Here is an 18477-nt window from a genome sequence, read left to right on the forward strand (position 1 = left end):
TATTAAACCAATAAACCTTGATTACGCTCCGCTCCATCAAGGCTACCCATGCTTGCTCCGGGAGCACGGAACGTAGCCTTGATGCAGCGTAGCGTAATCAAGGTATTCCCTCTCCAAAACAGCCTGCCCAATTGGGTTTAACCATCCATAGCAAGGGAGTAGCATGTGCAATGATACGATTATTGAACCTATAAACCCTGATTACGCTACGCTGCATCAAGGCTACCCATGCTTTCTCCGGTAGCACGGAACGTACTTGCCATGCTTTATGCACGACATCAGCCGCGCACCAATGGAGAGTTCAAATTTCAAACAAAAAGCAGCAAGAAGCTTTCTCTGCTTATTTATGCGATAATCGCTGTTCGCTAAATTTAGTCCGGTTTTTTATGCGACTGTGCAAACAATTTTTTCTCTGGATTCTGCTTGGTTACCATGCTTTTGCGCATGCAAACATCTATCAATACTTTGAAACCATTAAAACAGATCCTAATGCCCTTTATGCTTTTCTAAGAGCGATGCCCAAAGGGGGTGAATTGCATTATCACCTCGCTGGTGGCGCCTATCCAGAGACCATGCTCGCTCTGGCCAGCCAGGGAGATTATTGCCTGGATAAAATGTCTTTGGGAATCAGTAAAACAACTGAGCGCTGCGTCGGCGTTAAAAGCGCTGAATTATTACAGCAACCCGGTCTCTATAATCGAGTGATTCGTGCCTGGTCATTGAAGGATTTCATACCGGGAGAAGAATCAGGGCACGACCATTTTTTTGCTAGTTTTTACAAGTTTATGCCGATTGTTTTTGCTTACCGACCCCAACTTTTGGCTGAAATTATGCAACGGGCAGCAAGCCAGCATGAGCAATATTTGGAAATCATGATTCTGCCTGATAATGCCCAGTCAACGACCTTCGCTCCTCAGAGCATTAGCCCCGCCAATTTTGCTGCAACGAGCAAACAATTACTCGCTGACAAAGCCTTTCAGGCAAATGTCAAACATACCATTGACGTGGCTCAAGAGCTTTTACAAAAAGCACGCAAAGAGTTGGGTTGCGACAAAGCTCCCTTTCAGGATGTTTGTCAATTGACTGTTCGATTTCAATACTATGTTTTGCGTGAGCAAGCCCCAGAAAAAGTATTTTCCCAAGCCTTAAATGCTTTTACCGCTGCTTCGCAGTCTAAAGAAATTGTAGGGGTTAATTTGGTACAGGCTGAATCTGCACCTATTTCTTTACAAAATTATCATAAGCAAATGGAGATTTTTGCGTTTATGCATCAATTATATCCTAAGGTTCATATTGCCCTGCATGCTGGTGAATTAGCTCCCGAAGCAGTCTTACCCGAAGATCTGCGTTTTCATATTAATGAAGCAGTGACTTTGGGTCATGCCGAACGCATAGGCCATGGTGTCGATATCGCTTTTGAAAATAATGCTGAAGCCTTGCTTAAGACAATGGCAAACCAACAGATAGCCGTTGAAATCAACCTCACTTCTAACAAAAAACTTCTTAATATCGCTGGAAAAAAGCATCCTTTACGGTTTTATATAGCCCACCAAGTGCCCGTGGTTTTATCTACTGATGATGAGGGCATACTACGTACGGATCTTACCCGTCAATATGTGCAAGCCGTATTAAATCATGGGATTGATTACCCTACTCTAAAAATGATTAATCGCAACGCGCTCACCTATAGTTTTTTACCCGGTGAGAGTATATGGGCTGATGCAGCAACAGCAAAACCAGTCGCTGCTTGTAAAGACTTGAATAGCGCTGCCTGCCTCGAGTTTGTCGAAAAAAATGAAAAGGCAAGACTACAACAGCAACTGGAAAATAAGCTGGCTGCCTTTGAGAAAGGCTATATCTTGCCAACTAATAAAGGACGATAACTAACGTTCGGTACGCGCCGCATAGCTTTGGTGAAAACAACTGAATAGAATATAAATTTTTGAACACTCAAAAAAATTAAATAGTAATCTATTGTTTTTACACTAAAAAATCTACATCTCCTACGTACCGCGCTTTATGCGCGGGTACGTAGGAAAGAAAGAAAATTTTTTGATGCTCTCTCAGCTAGAACCCATTCATTGATTAGGCAATGCCTCCATGCATTAGGCAGATCCCCACCTTCGCAGGAATGACATTTATCTAATTATTTCATCAAAAATGTTTTTCAAATAAACCTGATAATATATCAGTACTCATCCGGTTTTAAACACACCCAAAATCATCAATGCAACAACGCACTCTCCACCATCCGCCGCAACATTGTAGGAAGCACCGGTTTTACATAAACATGATTAGCTCCTAAGGCCAAACATTGCTCTCCCAACACTTCATCACAGGAGGCGGTTTGATTTCTGGCTTTTGTCTAGCCTGAAATTGGTCGAGTACAAATTTAGAGAGATATTAGGTGGTTAATATAGCATTGATGATGTCTATTTTTTGTACTATAAATTATATGTAATCAACTTACTAATGATAATATATGGATATTAAATCAGCATTTTATTGGGACGTAACCTCCAATTCTATTAGCTACTTAATTTGTAAAATTGGAAAAAATTCATTCGCAATCTTGTTCGGTCCTGAAAATTTCATCATAAATTCAAAAAATCCTAAAGAATTTTTCACAGGTACTAAAAATATTATTCAAAATTATTTTAATGAATTACTAGAGCTAAAAAATAAGGGGGCAAATAAAATTGTTATTGAATATAGAATCCTTCACTCAGGCGCTCCTGCTCATATTTTTAACAAGGGGTTTAGATATCGTAGAGACAATAATCTCAACAATGATCGCTCAGGAAGTGTACTTGAATTATTTAACAAATATTTAGAGAGATTAAATGAGAAATGTAAAGTTACATTAAAAAAACAGATTAGATCTGTGCTCAAGAAAGATGAGTTTAAAACTATATTAAAAAATCTCGGTTTAATTAATGAAATTAAATCAGGTAAATATAAATGGTACTTATGGTCCATTTTTTTGCATTTATCAGACAAGCTCTCATCTGTAGATCACGATAAGATACGCAAACAATTATGGCGTCCTATTATTGACTCGATAAACAGTTCGCGAGGAAGCGAGACGCGTTACAAAGGATGGATCGAGAGTTTTTTATAACTTCAGGGGAGAAGCGAGCTACTATATTGTGTACATATATATTTTTATCGATATATTCTAAACTTATCTCCAATTCTCTTAATAAATTAGCCAGATTTATTCTATGTTTATAAACATTTTTTTTATCCAAATATTCTAAAGAATTATTTAATAAAATTACTTCCCCTTTTACTCGTAAAAAAATTTCTGTAATTGGTCTTATCTTCATTTCACCATACAAACCGGCCAAAAATTGTTAAAATTCTAATGCTATTTAGAATAAAATTCCATCTAAAAATTTCCATAAACTTAAATTAGCTCAGATTAAGTACCATCAAAAATTGTTTTCAAGGAAGACAAATAACTATCCAATTTATTGTATACAAGAATAATAAACACATCAAATAAATTGTTTTTTAAAGACAGTATTTGACATGCATCGCCATTTTATTATTGATGATATAGGTTGATTTTAGCCATCCAAATTTTTAATCAGGAAATTCCGAAACATTAACCAATTTCTAATCATTTTTAATCCAGAAAAATCAATGGAAATCACATACATATTAACTAATTACAATGCAATATATACGTCGAATACTGATTATTCTGAACCCTCATCAGAACCGAGAGCTTTTAACTCTAAACCTTCTATTTCTTGTAAAGACTTGCCGGCTATACCTTGTAAATCACCATACATTCCTATCGTAGCGTTCATTACGCGCTCAATTTGCTCATTACGCTTAGCCCACTGTTTCATAATTACCTTACGTTCCTTCTCTAAATCTAGTTGCATTGAAGAAAAAGCATCCACAATAGCCTCTATGCGTTGGCGAAAACGAGGTCCAGTTAGATACTGGTAAACCATTTCCATTTTTGTTTGCTGGCCTTCAGCGAAATTACGGGCTAAAGATACCTCTAGAAGAGTTTGCCGAAGTGCCATAGCTACTGGAAATACAGCCCTAGGATGAGTAACCCATACCCCATTAATAAGCTCAAATGTTTCAACTCCAGAAGGCAAAACCTGACTAACAATCACTGAAATCTCTGCTTTTGCAGCCCATTGATCCTCTTTCAATTTTGCAAGCCACCCATCACTCCAACTTTTAGTGCGTTTCGACTCCCATAAAATGGTACCGCAAATCTTACCATCTGTACCATAAACTCGCTGTACTACATCCCCACCAAACTCGCCCTTAGGAACAGGTACAATTGAATCGAGAGGAAATTTAGTTTGCAATATAGATTCAAGAACTAACTCTTGGACTTCTCCCTGTAATTGTTGGGAACCTTGTTCTGCTTTTCTCTTTAGTTCATCAATTTGTTTTTGCATAGAGGAAATAGTTTGTTCTCTCTCTTTAAGCTTTAAGCAGAGAGCATCCTCCGCTTCCTTTCGTCCATTTAATCGAGCCACGTCCAATCTCTCACTGATGCGTTTTTCTATAGTTAAGTCCATTTCTCTTCTATCATCTTCTAATTCTCGTTGCCGTTTAATAAATTCTGCCTCCGCTTTTTGAGCAGCAATCAATTTTTCATCACGAGCTTTAATTATTTCCTGTAAATCCAATATCTCTTTAGACTTGGTTTCAAGTTCTATTCCTAATGCTAGCTTTGCTTTTCTAGCCTCCTCATTTGCTATAACCGCACGTTCCTTTTTGAGTCGTTCTTGAACTTGACAGGCTACCTGTTCATCTAAATGACGTTGTGCATCTTTCAATTGAATTTCTTTTATACGAATAGTTTCTTCACGACTTACAATTTCAATATCTTTTTTTGCTAATTGTTCTTGATATTGTCTTTTTGTTGATTCTAATAGAGGAGCTGCTAAAGATTCTGTTAATTTAATTTCAGTATTACACGATGGACAAATAATTATTGGCTCAGACATTTTTGTATTTTTTATAACCTTAATTAACATTAATTATAGCTAGATTTACAAAAAAATTAGTATTTCTCAGAGGAAAGAAAAAAAATATTTTTTAATATATTGGAATAGAATATATTACAACCAAATTCCTAGATATTCTTTTTGAGAACTGATTAAAACGGAGGGGGTGTATATTCAATCCTAACTAAGGAGACATAATTGTCTCCCTTCTCCTACTGACTAGATAGTAAAAAAATTATAAGGAATAAGAGTATGATCAAGAGTGAATACCTTCGCTTTTTGCAAACATTAACTACTGCCGATACTCCAAATACAGTTCGTAAGATCGCGAATCTAATTCTAAATAATCTGGACATTATTCGTCCGCTATCAACCCATCAAGGGCAAAGAGCAAAAAAAATTGTCAAATTGGCGCAAGAGCAATGGCAACATTTATCGGATGAGATCTTTATAAAGGCAGATACAAATTGGCATCAAAGCGTTTCTATAAATAGATTAAAGAAATTACAAGTCGGACCTTTTCGGGGTTTTGCAAGACAAGAAGAATTTGATTTAGATAGTACCATCGTTTTACTCTATGGTCCCAATGGGACAGGGAAATCGAGTTTTTGTGAAGCACTTGAATGTGGCCTATTAGGAAATGTTGCGGAAGCCGAAAACAAACGATTTAAGCTAGATGCGTATTTAAAGAATGCTCACGTTAATCGCAGTGTTCCACCAATTATCGAGGCTCTAGATACTCAGGGAAACATATGCACAATTGTAGCCAATGAAGCCGCCTACCGATTCTGTTTTATTGAGAAAACTAGAATAGATAATTTTTCTTGCATCGCCGCACAACTACCTGCCAAGCAAAGCGAATTGATTTCGACTTTATTCGGGCTGGATAGTTTTAGTGAATTTGTCAACAACTTTACGGCAGAAATTGACGATCGCTATATAGATCTTGAGGGGATTAAAGGCAAACAATTAGCTCAGAAACAAGAAGCATTGGTCAGTGATAACCACATCGCAGATCAGAACAATGAAGCCCTAGTAACATTAGCGCAAGAAGAGACTACATTAGCAAATCAATATAAACCTAATACGACTTTTTCTGAATTAATTAAACTTATAGGAAACACCGATACTCCTGGTGAAATTGCAACATTAGAGGCTGAAATCGAGCAACCTGTTCCAAAAAAAGTGGGGTTAACAGTCGCTACACTGCTGTCAAAAAAAAGCCAGATTGAAAGGGATCAAAAGACTTTAATCGCGAAAGAACGAGAATTGGAAACATTAAGTACAGAGTTGTCATTCAAACACTTGTATAGTGCTGTATTAGCACTATCTGAAGTAAATCAAAACGAGTGTCCAGCATGTAAAACACCGCTAAATAAAGTAACAAATAATCCTTTCCTGCTAGCAACGCAAGAACTTGCCAAGCTTGCTCATCTTTCACAATTGGAGCAAGAGCGTGATCAAATAAGCAATACGCTTTTAAAAACAATTGATACTGTGTATCAAATGATGAAAACGGTGTGCGAACAATTAACATCTAAACATTCTTTAAAAATATTTTTTCAACAAGAATTCCAATCTAAATTAGTATGGTGGAATTCTCTGTTTACCAGTAAAGACGGCATTAGTATCTGGGAACATTTAATCGAACAAATTATGCATCTTGAACAGAAAGATTTAAATATTGATAAAGCGCAAAAAGAACATATAGCAAAAAGAAACCGGCTCCATCAGCTTAGGGAACTACAAAAGCAGATCATTATTCTCCAAACACGTCGACAAGATACAGAAGAAAAACTTCAAAAAGCAAATGATAATATTACAAAGTTTAATGAAATTAACAAACAATTAATCAGTGAAGTAGCGGCAGAAAAGATTATCGTGCAAAAAAATCAGGAAATTGCCGATGCTTACACTCAGTTTATATCTCGACTCTTAAGTTACAAAGATAATCTGCCTTGTCAACTAATTACAGATTTGGGAAATAAAACTGTAGAACTTTATAATTCATTCAATCGCCACGATTCAAAGAAAGATTTATTAAACGCTATAAAATTACCTCTTGCCCAAGGGCAGCGGATTGAAATTGCTTTTCAGACGAATCCCTCTAGATATTTTGATGCACTCCATATACTAAGCGAAGGGCATATTCGCTGTCTTGGTCTTGCTATACTCACAGCAAAAAATTTGAAAGAGAATTGCCCTATTCTCATATTTGATGATCCAATAAATGCGATAGATGACGATCATCGAGAATCAATCAGAAGAACCTTATTTGAAGATAATTTTTTTACCCAAAAGCAGATTATTTTGACTTGCCATGGCGAGGAGTTTTTCAAAGACGTACAAAATTTATTAGGAGCTGCGCGAATGAAACAATCTAAATGTTTTACATTCCGTCCTCAAATTGATGAAAATCATATTCTAGTAGACTCTGATTGTACACCACGAAACTATATTTTGGCAGCAGAAACTAATCTTCGCCACCTAGAAATAAGGCAAGCTCTAGCCAAAGCGAGACAAGCTCTTGAAGTTTTAACAAAAGATAAAGTCTGGCGATACCTTAATCGCTATGGGAATGGAAATCTGAGTATCAAATTACATTCGCCTACCTCCCCAATAGAGTTACGTAATCTAACGGAACAATTAAGGTCAAAGCTTTCAGACAGCGAGTTCACGCACTCTAATAAAGACAAAGTTTTATCACCAATTAATCAACTCCTCGGCGTTAATGGTAATTCAAGAGAATGGAGTTACTTAAACAAAGGAACACATGAAGAAACTGACAGGGCTGAATTTGACAGAACGACTGTACAAACAATTATAGCAGCACTTATTCAGCTTGATAATGCTCTCGCTTAGAATCAACTCCATTATCTATCTTGGCCTTATATCGTTAGGATTTATGACCATCTCCACTCTATCGATCATTCTAATGAATAACGATGGATTTTTAAAAACAGGAAACCAAGCCATATTTGACTTTGTTAAATATAATCAATCGATTTCTCAAATTTTGTTGCCTGACTGAGTCTCTTTTGAAATCCACACTATGCTTGCTTTATAATGTTAACCTCTCTAACAATCTCACCATAAAGGGTTAATAACCTTTTCCTTATTTCAATATATACCTTTTGATGGAACCCAGCAGTGAGAGGCTCTTTTATCATTACTCTGACTTTCAATCCAGGCCCAGACAAGTAAGACAACTGGGATAATTTTTGTGCGTAATGCATTGCTTTTTCAATACTGCTTAGGGCTTTGTGGAATTGTCTTTGCTTAGATTCTTCTGATACCGCTAGAAGAGCTTTTTTTAACTGGATGTGAATTTTACTCTTTTCAGAGTTCGCCTCTTTTAAGAGAGACTCTCCATCATTATGAATCACGTACTTGTTCATCTAATATCCTTATGAGGTAAGATTAATAAACCATGCAATTTCCTTTGCATGAACAACATTTATCATAATGACACATAATTTAAACAAGTCAAGAATGAATTTAGCAAAATTTAATGAGGCCAATGATCAGCTCTAAATAGTCATTAATAGCTTTATTTTCATCAGTAGATTCACTGCTTAGTTGCCGCACAACTCAGAGACTTTAAATTTCGATACCAAAATTTTATGAATCTAAAAATAGTGGTCACTTAGTTATAGTTTTTTGTACAAGAAATATGATAAAAAAGCGAAGCCCTAAATTTATTTAAGCTATGGTAACATTTTTTTTAAGGACATCAGGATGAAACGCATGTTGTTGTGGATTATTGGCTGTACTTTAACAGTTTTTGCAACCTGCGCTTTTGCTGCATTGGCCTTATCCCATGGGGAAACCATACAGGCACCCTGGCTTGTTGCTGCAGCATGTATGATTTTCTTTATCGGTTATCGCTACTACAGTCGCTTTCTCGCCAATAGTGTGCTTTTACTTGATGCAAATGCGCCTACCCCGGCGGTACGCCATAATGATGGCCTGGATTATGTTCCAACCAACCGCTTTGTCCTCTTTGGTCATCATTTTGCTGCCATTGCTGGAGCGGGCCCTTTAGTTGGACCTGTCTTGGCAGCCCAAATGGGCTATGCACCTGGCCTATTGTGGATTTTAGTTGGTGTCGTCTTAGCTGGCGCGGTACAAGACTTCTTTATTTTAGTGATTTCCATGCGCCGTGACGGCCGCTCGCTAGGAACGTTAATTCGTACAGAGTTGGGCTGGTTACCTGGTGTTGTTGCACAGTGTGCGACGTTTATGATCATGGTAATCATTTTAGCTGTTCTTGCCCTGATTGTTGTGAAAGCACTCACTAATAGTCCGTGGAGTTTGTTTACAGTAGCAGCAACAGTACCCATTGGTCTGTTTATGGGAATTTATTTGCGCTATTTACGTCCGGGGCGTGTGACTGAAGTTTCCGTCATAGGATTTTTATTACTTTTTCTGGCAATTATGTTGGGACGCCAAGTCAGTGAAAGTGCTCTGTGGGCACCTTGTTTTACCGCCAGCGCTGAAGAGCTGGTATGGTTGTTAACAGGCTATGGTTTTGTAGCTGCCGTGTTGCCGGTATGGCTTCTTCTAGCACCGAGAGATTATTTATCCACCTTCTTGAAAATTGGTACGATGTTGGCCTTAGCCTTGGCTATTCTGCTCGTAGCCCCTACGCTCAAAATGCCTGCCTGGACTCCTTTTATCAATGGCACAGGACCAGTATGGGCAGGGGGCTTATTTCCCTTTTTGTTTATCACTATTGCTTGTGGAGCAATATCGGGCTTTCATTCTTTAATTGCCTCGGGCACTACGCCCAAAATGATAGCCAATGAAACTGATGCGCGATTTATTGGCTATGGCGGTATGCTAATGGAATCCTTCGTTGCAATCATGGCACTGATTACTGCATGCTGTTTAGAGCCCGGTGTTTATTTTGCAATCAATAGCCCTCCGGCTTTAATTGGAACCACAGCCCAACAAGCCGCAGAAACCATTTCACAATGGGGATTTACTTTAACTCCCGACCTGTTAACAACGACGGCAGAAACAATTGGTGAGCAAACTATCTTATCTCGTACAGGAGGAGCACCAACCTTAGCCATTGGGATTGCACAAATTTTCTCTCAACTCTTTGAAAACAAGGCCATGCTCGCATTTTGGTATCATTTTGCCATCTTGTTTGAAGCTTTATTTATTTTAACTGCCGTGGATGCAGGAACACGAGCAGGCCGTTTTATGCTCCAGGATTTGTTAGGTACCTTTTTCCCCAACATGCGACATACTGGGTCATGGCCAGCAAATGTATTGGCTACAGGAATTTGCGTCAGTATGTGGGGATATTTTCTGTATCAAGGCGTTATTGATCCCCTGGGAGGTATTAATAGCTTATGGCCTTTATTTGGCATAGCCAACCAAATGCTTGCTTCAATCGCATTAATTCTCGCAACTGTAGTCCTGGTAAAAAGAAAACAGGAGTGCTTTATCGCAGTAACCCTGGCACCCACAGTTTGGCTACTCAGTTGCACACTGACTGCCAGTTGGCAAAAAGCATTTTCAATTAATCCTAAACTTGGTTTCCTGGCTCACGCTAACCAATACCAACAAGCCCTAGAGAGAGAAATCGTTCTTGCACCAGCAAAAAATTTAACACAAATGCGTCAAATTCTATTCAATGATTACGTTGATGCTACCTTGACTATCGGGTTTGCAGTTGTTGTGTTGTTTCTCTTTTTTTGGGGCCTTCGCCATATCTACCTTATGCTGAAAAATCGCCTCCCCCGCGAAAATCATTTTGAGGAGACAGGCCTGATGAAATGCGAATCACCACCAACCCGCTGCTGTTAGGCTATTGGGCACAAAAAGTCGCTCATGCTTTTTTAGTGGTGCAAAAACTCATTTAAAATTAGACAGTAGACGTCTTCAGCCCTCCCTGCAGAGTGAGGGCTGCAAGGAGACACGGAGCGTACATGTAAAGTACACGAGAATTCGAGTCCCCTATCGACGGTCATTCTCTCTTCTCTCTGCAATAGCATCTAGTAGGCTATCCCATGGTTAATGGCGAAATTGCTTTCTCGCACAGCTTACGCAGGGCACTGGATAGTTGGCGTAGTCTGGGTAGCTCTTCTTCACTGATATTATATTCTTCTGCCAACCTGACAGGCTCAGTGAAGCTTAACCAAACTTGGCCGAAACTATCTTCTGTCGCCATGATGCGAAGCGGTAAATCCAAAGCGAAAGCAGGATTCGTTTGCATAAGCAAAGTACCTTTCGCAGGATTGCCTACAATTAACACTTCCGTGTTGGGAAGCTTTTCGCCGACTTTTTTTGCCTCTGCACTGTGAGAGATGTGGGCAAAAATCGTACCGCCTTGAGCCTGAATAATCGTCTTTACCCGTTCCAGTGTTTTAGACACTGAATAAGGACTTTGCAACGTTTCAGACCAGGCAGCCCCCTGCAGTACGGCACCCAATTTTGGATCGAAGGCCGCTGCAATTTTTCGCCCCAAGATATCTAAATCCAGCAAATTGCCTTTATTCGCTAACAGGGTTACACAAACTAACTCGGAAGCATCTGTAAATCGGCTTAAAAAAGAAGAATACCCAGGAATATTGCCTTTAATTTCCATTAACCCCTTATGGCCTGGGAAAAACCAGCCGCCGTTACCTGGGATGAGTTCGCCATCGTCCAAAGTGGCAGGATTGTATATGAAGTTTCTATTTTCTGGGTCTTTTAAGAGAATCCCACCAGCAAGTCCTATATCCCAAAGACTGATATCCTCTGCTGAAGCAACAATACCACTATCGGCGTAAGTAGCGGACCAGGTTAGTTGCGCGCTCGGCGCAAGCGCTCCATCCTTGTCAACATAACCTCTCGCTGGTTCAGTGGGATTAACAAAGATAGGATTTTGCAAAAATTGCTGATGCTTAAATGGCTTAGAACCATTATTAACTTCATTTTGTAGGGTAGTCACATTGGATACAAAAAAAGTATGTTTTAGACCCATGCGCTCGATTTGATTTTTAGTCACATAGTCTTGATAAGAAATGCCACTGGCTTTTTCAATAATCTTCCCCAATAAATAATGGTCGGTAGCACTGGGATTCATTTTAGAGCCTGGTGAAAACAGCAAAGGCTTCTTACCCAATAACTGTATAAAATCCGTCAAGGAGTAGTCTTTACTGAAATCAAACGATTCGTCGCTATAACTTGGCAACCCGGAGCTATGCGATATTAAATGACGAATGGTTATCGCGGACCACGCTTTAGGGAGATCAGAAAAATAAGTCGTCATTGAATCTTCGAGTTTAAGCTTACCTTCTTCTTTAAGTTGTAGTATTGCTACCGCTGTATAGGCGTTACTTAATTGCCCTACATTGAACACCGTATTGGAAGCAACAAGTCGTTTTGTCTCTCGGTCAGCCAATCCATACCCGACCACGCGCGTGATATAAGGTGCCTGGACAATGGCCAGAGCCATCCCGGGTACATTATTATCCTGCATATATTGGATAATTAAGTCGTCGACGGATTGTCCCTTATAGAGACTGTGGTAATCCCCCCGTCCTGTAGCATTTAGTTGCTCTTTTGTCATCATGCACTCCCTGTAAAAGCATTGTTTAAAGCCCCTCGAATTTTGGTTCTATTAGGCACATTTACAAAACTTTAAATTAGATTTTGAAATCCAACAATAAAAGCCGCCCATACACCCACCAAACTGTGAGAAACACTTACTCCAATTAAAGAATTCTGCCGGGCATACAGCCATCCCCAAAAAATACCCGGGATGAACGTCGAGAGTGCAAACCCCAGAGAGGTATGTGAGTGGACACTGGCAAACAGAAGATTAGAAATAATGATAGCCTTCCATTTTATTGAAGTTTGCGTACCATCCAGTAAATTTTGTAATGACGATTGAATACACCCTCGGGTAATAAATTCTTGCACGGGGCAAAAGATTAGATACAGAAACATAAAGAAAAAATAAGAATGCCAGTTAAATATCGCTCTATTTTTAAATGGGGCAGTATGGTCAAATAAAGGAAAGTGACTCAAAGAGGGTATATGAGTTATCAGGAACCATTTAAGGAATACAATCATCATAAGAATAGGGATAGTAAATAATATCCCTTCGAAAAAATTTTTTGCTGCATCCTTTCGAGTGATACCGTAAAAACTATAGGGATTACCACTTTTTTTAACCACCGAAAAGGCAACCAGAGTAAAAATAACAATTATTGCCAGGCTCGGTATTGTTGTGCTTGAAAAATACCCTTCGCTCCTTTCAATTAAATTTAAAGATAACGCATAGAGAGATAACAGAATGAGTACCCTAATAAAGAAAATACTCATGACGTATTTACTTTGCAGTGCTTTTACAGTGACTTCATTGGTATAACGCAGGCGATGAGCGATTTTACGATTTAACGCATTGGCCATTTTATTAAACAAGGGAGCTAATTGAGGGTTTTCGCTTAATTTATCAAAATCAAATTTATATAAGACACAGGGGGTTAACGTAATCACTGAAGCAGAGCGGGGTTCCCTATCGATAAGAGCCATTTCCCCTATGCTCTCCCCCTCTGCTAATTCAGCGATTATATGCGTTTTTATCCCAGAATTTTTTACTATTGCCACCTTTCCCTTATCCAGATAATAAAAACTGGACTCCTGCAGGCCTTCTTTAATGAAAAGACTGTTTTCTTCAAGATGAATCAACTCTGCAGCGTTAATCAGTTCCTGTAACTCATCCTGAGTTAAATCGGAAAAAACACTTTGCTTTGGTGAGCCTATCATTATTTGCCTTTGAGCTGGGCTTTTTTATCTATTATAGTCACTAGGTGTACTTATTTCTGATCACAGCTAATTTTCTCACTCTCGAAACCAGTCCAACATACTGCCGACATACCCCTAATTGATCGACAATAATGGGTATAACCCTACATTACTCTATAAACATTCGTCTCATAGCGGTATATCCATTTCCCTTTTTAGCAAATCATCCGGATCAATTTTATATTCCATAATATCGCCTGGTTGGCAGTTTAAATAAGCGCAAATAGCTTCAAGCGTTGAAAACCGTACGGCTTTCGCCTTCCCATTCTTTAAAATGGATAAATTGGCCTCAGTAATCCCTATGGCTTCCGCCAACTCTTTTAATCGACATTTTCGTTTTGCCATCATGACATCCAAATTAACAATAATCGGCATGGCAATATCCTTAAATAGTTAATTGAGAATCGGATTTCAATTGATTGGCTTCTTTGAGAATCCAGGAGGCAACCAAAATAATAAAGGCTGTAATCAAAGTAGATACATTGGTTGTGCCCACTGTAATACTTGCAAAACGCTCTCCAGGCGGGTTGTTGAAACTTAGTGCAACCGTTATTAATGGCTGGTAAATTAATTGGACCAATTCCCCGACTATCATGTAAATACTGATACTTCTAATCAATATAATATTTTCTTCTTCAAATAAATCTCCCTTTTCATAGAGACCAAACAGTTTAGCCAACTTGTGGCAAATCATGACTGTTATTGATAATGGCAAGAATTGAATTGCTAAAATCACTAATCGGTGTGTTAGAGAATAATTAGAAGGCTCCTGGATATGGTTTGATGAAATGATTGAGGCCCATGCCCCCCAATGAAGCATGTCTTCCATGTGGAACAAACTCAGGAATACTGTAGCAATAGGGATGAACCAACAAAGAATCCTGAAAAAAAGAGCAAGAATGTGACTTGTAAGTTGTATTTTTTTCATAACGTTTCCTTAAAGTGAATCGGTGGCACTATTATAGTGTGAAATTATTGTTTATCAATAAATAATTATTGTTAATTTACAAAAAAGAATTGCCTCCTAACGAATAGGACTGCGCTAGTCCCACTTAATAACGCGGGAGCAATTATGAGTAGGAATAAATAATTTTCCTCCAGTTAAGCTATTACTTGCCAGCAGCTTGCAACAGGACTATATTTTTTACCTCTCCCTCTAAAACAGTAAGAAATGGCTAAAATTGCACTTTACCTGGCAGGCGGTGGAGCTCGAGGAGCCTATCAGGCCGGGGCTCTCAAAGCGATTAGTACCATTACAAATGCCAAAAAGATTCCTTTTAATATACTCACTGGAGCCAGCGTCGGCAGTATTAATACTGCTGTGTTAGCTGAAAATGCGCTGGATTTTTCTGCTAGCGCCAGCAAGTTAAGTGAATTATGGGGTGATATTACTTGTCCGGAAATTTTTAAAACAAGCAATTATGCACTCAGTAAAACAGCGATGCGCAACATGAGTAGCATGTTTTTTAAACAACGTCTTTTAGGACATATTCTTGATACAACACCTTTGCGCGGTTTCCTCAAAAGAGTTATCGACTTCGAGGACGTGAACAATGCCATTAAGAATAAACACATCGAAACGCTTGAAATCATCAGCAACTGTTATGAAACTCAAAAAACCATTTCTTTCTATCAACATCATTCTGAGGATTTTGAAGATTGGGATCATCCCCTGCATATTAGTCAACGGATCAATCTGGAAATGGAATATTTTCTGGCATCGACAGCACTGCCTCTGTTCTTCCCGCCTTCAAAAATAGATGGTTTTCATTACGGAGATGGTCATTTAGGATTAGAGGCTCCTCTACGTGGCGCAATTCATTGCCAAGCAGATAAAATATTAGTAATTGGAAATCGGCAATTAAGAAAAGGTACTCCTGAAAAAATACGGGATGGTGACATCGATTTTTCACGTGTTTTAGGGGGGATGATCAATGGTTTGTTTTTAGATAACCTCGATCGTGATATTGAGCTAATCAATCATATGAACAATATTGCCAGTCTGGTACCACCGGAGAAAAAACAGCAAGCATCCTGGCGAACTGTTCAGATTTTACATTTACGGCCTAGTGTAGATATAGCTACTATTGCTCAATCTCATTACAACAGTATCCCGCTCTTATTACGCCTACTGCTTAATTTTCTTGGTGCTAAACGCCACTCCGGTGATTTACTAAGCTTTCTGTTATTCGAAAGAGAATTCACCCGCGCATTAATCAAACTGGGCTTTGACGATACAATGGCCATACAAGACTCTGTTGCAGCCTTTTTTGAAACCTAGAAATAAAGAACCCAGGTACTTTGACTTGTTGATTTATAAGAATTTAGTGGAGCTGACATTGAAAGATTAACCCAATTTTTTAGCCCCTTACTTAAGTCGCTCAATCCTGTTTGGCTACATCACTGGACACCAAAATTAGAAAACCCAAGGACAAATTAAATCCCTAGTGCTGCGCGCGAGCGGATACCCCCCCTTAATTGTCAAATAATGATCACACTGTTAAAATTACGATCTTTTAGAAAGGCTTTTAAGATGTACCAGTTTTTTACGCGAGAAGATTTTCCAACACAACAATTCGATTATTCCGATATAACCTATAAAGTCGGTACCGGTCAAGGTGCAATACTCCAAGCAAATGATGACTATCAGAATGTATTAACCACAGGCTTGCGTACCTGCGTTGCATTTGCATTAATTAATCCGACTGAAAAATCAGCGCTTCTTATTCATTTTTTTAAACAATCCCAGATAACGAGTGATTTAAACAAGCTTGTTACATCATTTATAAAGAATACAGAAAACAAATCAGAATTAATCTGTTTGATTGCAGGAGGGCGGGCTTTTAATGACTCCTCTGAAGGCATGTGTGATCTGCTTATAAACTATGCTAAAGAAGGGTTATTAAAATTAACCTCCCAGATCAAACTTGAAATCAATGCACCCATTGTTGCTAACGATAATGAAACGTTATCTTTACTAATCAATTTAGAAACAGGCCAATCAACGATGTCGTTTAGTGATGAAGAATCTGATGAAGTTAGTGAACTATCATTAGATAAAATTGATTTTATTGATCTCAGGGATAGTGGGCTTCCAACACTACCGATGTTATAGCGCGTTTGCAAGCAAACAAACTGCTATCGGATGTGGCATGCACGGCCCTTCTAGAAACGTGATTGGATATCGTCTTTGGCTTGTTGAAAGATCTCGGGATGAACGAATGTTAGCAGGTGTCCCTCCCCACTCACAGGATGCCAGATTGCCCCTGGGATTTTCTCTGCTACGGTCTGGTTAATAATCGGTGGGATTAATGTGTCAGCAAGTCCCTGCCAGAAATGTACAGGGCGAACAATCTTGGTGACATCAAACGCCCATTTTTTATACAACAATTCTGCATCGAGGACCAGACCGGATGAACCATGCCGGAAACATTCCACACCGTCTTGTATAAACATATCCATGGCTCCTGGCCGTTTCAGGACATCCTGATCCGACTTGCAAACGGCATTCATGATTGTTTTGGCGTATTGCTTTGGGAACCTGGTGACATAGAGGCCGAGCATTGCGTACATCACCGAGAATCCAGCTCGAAAGTGCACAGCGAGGCGCCCTCCGATTGCGTCAGCTTTAGATAGGTATCGAGCAGCCCAATTGGTACCGAAGGTTCCGTAGCAGGCGCCGGCCATGCAAGTAACATTCGCCAAGCGCATCTCGGAGATATAGTAGGCTGCCGCTAGTGCCCAGGGTCCCCCTTCGGAAACGCCGGTAACAGCGAATACCTCAGCTTGCAAAGCCGTCGCCACGCTTTGTAGATCATCAGCCCATCCTTTAAAGCTACGCGGTCGCTGTAGGGTCGATTTCCCCATTCCCGGGCGATCAACCACGACGATTCGCACCCCAACTGATTGCGCAATGTCGGATAGAAGCAAGGCTTCGTATCGGCTTCCGGGGCCACCATGTTGATGTAATACCAATGGCCCATCTACTGGTCCCACCGACATGTATGTGAGGGTGCGTCCATCTGGAGTTTGAATAGAATCCATTTAACACACACCTTGCTGACGTAACCCTTTTGCTCGCTTTGCAATCAAGGCACTTATACGTTTAGGTATTTTTGCTCGTGGGTGTTTATCCATTATTTCTTCCAGAACCAGGTCTTTATTCGTTAGAATTAGCTCTCGTATGTCTTTAATTCGTTGGGTGAATGTATCTTTTTTTATATCTAGCTCCTTCTCAAGAAGGAGCAACTGATTCAAACCTATTTTGGCAAAAGTATATCGCTCCCCAATTCTAAAAGAAAAATCCTTATGCAAACTTTCATAAATCGCTGTGCATAGAAGATCATAAAATGGGGCCAGTTCGTTTTTATTGTTAACTAACAATAAAGAAATATTCTTGGAGTGGCCGTCGTTATTTCCAATAAGTAAGACCTCAAAAATCGGAAAAATACACTTTAAATGAGAATTTCACTCCGATATAGACTAGCTCAATTGCTTTATCCTTCTTCGCGAACTATCTGCACAAAAGACCCTAATGAGAGTTTGTAAGATATTTCTCACATTATTTACCTGGTTTGTCTTAATGACGCGCATCAGCAATTAAGTCATACTGGCGTTATTGGAAGTTGCAAATATCAGGACACGATGTCCGGGAAAAGGGAGCCAGCACAAGGATGTGCTG

At 39.2% G+C, this 18477-nt stretch carries 14 protein-coding genes; 6 read left to right on the forward strand and 8 right to left on the reverse strand.

Annotated features, from left to right (window positions below):
* The first annotated feature begins 386 nt into the window (after positions 1–386).
* Entirely contained in the window at positions 387–1883 is a 1497-nt protein-coding gene (locus ACN4Z1_RS14010; protein WP_419388204.1) for an adenosine deaminase family protein, read from the forward strand.
* A 599-nt stretch (positions 1884–2482) separates the two neighbouring features.
* Positions 2483–3121: a hypothetical protein gene (locus ACN4Z1_RS14015; protein WP_419388203.1), complete on the forward strand. Its 639-nt coding sequence runs from the start codon at positions 2483–2485 to the stop codon at positions 3119–3121.
* Between the two features lie 583 nt (positions 3122–3704).
* On the opposite strand, the gene ACN4Z1_RS14020 is transcribed toward ACN4Z1_RS14015, so the two are convergent.
* Complete coding sequence (locus tag ACN4Z1_RS14020; protein WP_419388202.1) at positions 3705–5018, reverse strand: DUF2130 domain-containing protein; 1314 nt, start codon at positions 5016–5018, stop codon at positions 3705–3707.
* A 222-nt stretch (positions 5019–5240) separates the two neighbouring features.
* Here ACN4Z1_RS14020 and ACN4Z1_RS14025 point away from each other — a divergent pair, with 222 nt between their 5' ends.
* Positions 5241–7850 (forward strand): AAA family ATPase, encoded by a 2610-nt coding sequence (locus ACN4Z1_RS14025; protein WP_419388201.1) that lies wholly within the window; start codon positions 5241–5243, stop codon positions 7848–7850.
* A gap of 188 nt (positions 7851–8038) precedes the next feature.
* Here the strand turns inward: ACN4Z1_RS14025 and ACN4Z1_RS14030 are convergent, their stop codons facing one another.
* A complete protein-coding gene (locus tag ACN4Z1_RS14030) occupies positions 8039–8386 on the reverse strand; it encodes a hypothetical protein (RefSeq protein ID WP_419388200.1) in 348 nt (115 codons plus the stop codon).
* Between the two features lie 340 nt (positions 8387–8726).
* Between ACN4Z1_RS14030 and ACN4Z1_RS14035 the strand changes: the two genes are divergently transcribed.
* The gene (locus ACN4Z1_RS14035; protein ID WP_419388199.1) at positions 8727–10808 is read left to right on the forward strand and encodes a carbon starvation CstA family protein; all 2082 of its coding nucleotides are present in this window, start codon (positions 8727–8729) and stop codon (positions 10806–10808) included.
* 196 nt (positions 10809–11004) lie between these two features.
* On the opposite strand, the gene ACN4Z1_RS14040 is transcribed toward ACN4Z1_RS14035, so the two are convergent.
* The 4 genes from ACN4Z1_RS14040 to ACN4Z1_RS14055 form a co-directional block, all read right to left on the reverse strand.
* Positions 11005–12558 carry a serine hydrolase gene (locus ACN4Z1_RS14040; RefSeq protein WP_419388198.1) on the reverse strand — a complete coding sequence of 518 codons (1554 nt, stop codon included), beginning with the start codon at positions 12556–12558 and terminating at the stop codon, positions 11005–11007.
* Positions 12559–12626: 68 nt separating this feature from the next.
* Positions 12627–13757 (reverse strand): cyclic nucleotide-binding domain-containing protein, encoded by a 1131-nt coding sequence (locus ACN4Z1_RS14045; RefSeq protein ID WP_228364607.1) that lies wholly within the window; start codon positions 13755–13757, stop codon positions 12627–12629.
* A gap of 168 nt (positions 13758–13925) precedes the next feature.
* The gene (locus ACN4Z1_RS14050; protein ID WP_115220479.1) at positions 13926–14171 is read right to left on the reverse strand and encodes a helix-turn-helix domain-containing protein; all 246 of its coding nucleotides are present in this window, start codon (positions 14169–14171) and stop codon (positions 13926–13928) included.
* Positions 14172–14181: 10 nt separating this feature from the next.
* On the reverse strand, positions 14182–14724 hold the full coding sequence (locus ACN4Z1_RS14055; protein WP_419387102.1) for a DUF2975 domain-containing protein: 543 nt from the start codon (positions 14722–14724) through the stop codon (positions 14182–14184).
* 243 nt (positions 14725–14967) lie between these two features.
* Between ACN4Z1_RS14055 and ACN4Z1_RS14060 the strand changes: the two genes are divergently transcribed.
* Both ACN4Z1_RS14060 and ACN4Z1_RS14065 read left to right on the forward strand, forming a co-directional pair.
* The gene (locus tag ACN4Z1_RS14060; protein WP_228364604.1) at positions 14968–16077 is read left to right on the forward strand and encodes a patatin-like phospholipase family protein; all 1110 of its coding nucleotides are present in this window, start codon (positions 14968–14970) and stop codon (positions 16075–16077) included.
* Positions 16078–16329: 252 nt separating this feature from the next.
* Entirely contained in the window at positions 16330–16911 is a 582-nt protein-coding gene (locus ACN4Z1_RS14065; RefSeq protein WP_419387101.1) for a hypothetical protein, read from the forward strand.
* Between the two features lie 50 nt (positions 16912–16961).
* On the opposite strand, the gene ACN4Z1_RS14070 is transcribed toward ACN4Z1_RS14065, so the two are convergent.
* Both ACN4Z1_RS14070 and ACN4Z1_RS14075 read right to left on the reverse strand, forming a co-directional pair.
* On the reverse strand, positions 16962–17840 hold the full coding sequence (locus ACN4Z1_RS14070) for an alpha/beta fold hydrolase (protein ID WP_419388197.1): 879 nt from the start codon (positions 17838–17840) through the stop codon (positions 16962–16964).
* Positions 17841–18245, reverse strand: coding sequence for a HipA domain-containing protein (locus ACN4Z1_RS14075; RefSeq protein WP_419413467.1), 405 nt, complete (start codon positions 18243–18245; stop codon positions 17841–17843).
* Between the last annotated feature and the right edge of the window lie 232 nt (positions 18246–18477).

It is taken from the genome of Legionella sp. ST3F1 (assembly GCF_048553315.1).
GTDB lineage: Bacteria > Pseudomonadota > Gammaproteobacteria > Legionellales > Legionellaceae > Tatlockia > Tatlockia donaldsonii.

Coding starts and splice junctions, on each gene's coding strand:
- ACN4Z1_RS14010 (WP_419388204.1), top strand. CDS start 387: ATGCGACTGTGCAAACAATTTTTTCTCTGGATTCTGCTTGGTTACCAT.
- ACN4Z1_RS14015 (WP_419388203.1), top strand. CDS start 2,483: ATGGATATTAAATCAGCATTTTATTGGGACGTAACCTCCAATTCTATT.
- ACN4Z1_RS14020 (WP_419388202.1), bottom strand. CDS start 5,018: ATGTTAATTAAGGTTATAAAAAATACAAAAATGTCTGAGCCAATAATT.
- ACN4Z1_RS14025 (WP_419388201.1), top strand. CDS start 5,241: ATGATCAAGAGTGAATACCTTCGCTTTTTGCAAACATTAACTACTGCC.
- ACN4Z1_RS14030 (WP_419388200.1), bottom strand. CDS start 8,386: ATGAACAAGTACGTGATTCATAATGATGGAGAGTCTCTCTTAAAAGAG.
- ACN4Z1_RS14035 (WP_419388199.1), top strand. CDS start 8,727: ATGAAACGCATGTTGTTGTGGATTATTGGCTGTACTTTAACAGTTTTT.
- ACN4Z1_RS14040 (WP_419388198.1), bottom strand. CDS start 12,558: ATGATGACAAAAGAGCAACTAAATGCTACAGGACGGGGGGATTACCAC.
- ACN4Z1_RS14045 (WP_228364607.1), bottom strand. CDS start 13,757: ATGATAGGCTCACCAAAGCAAAGTGTTTTTTCCGATTTAACTCAGGAT.
- ACN4Z1_RS14050 (WP_115220479.1), bottom strand. CDS start 14,171: ATGCCGATTATTGTTAATTTGGATGTCATGATGGCAAAACGAAAATGT.
- ACN4Z1_RS14055 (WP_419387102.1), bottom strand. CDS start 14,724: ATGAAAAAAATACAACTTACAAGTCACATTCTTGCTCTTTTTTTCAGG.
- ACN4Z1_RS14060 (WP_228364604.1), top strand. CDS start 14,968: ATGGCTAAAATTGCACTTTACCTGGCAGGCGGTGGAGCTCGAGGAGCC.
- ACN4Z1_RS14065 (WP_419387101.1), top strand. CDS start 16,330: ATGTACCAGTTTTTTACGCGAGAAGATTTTCCAACACAACAATTCGAT.
- ACN4Z1_RS14070 (WP_419388197.1), bottom strand. CDS start 17,840: ATGGATTCTATTCAAACTCCAGATGGACGCACCCTCACATACATGTCG.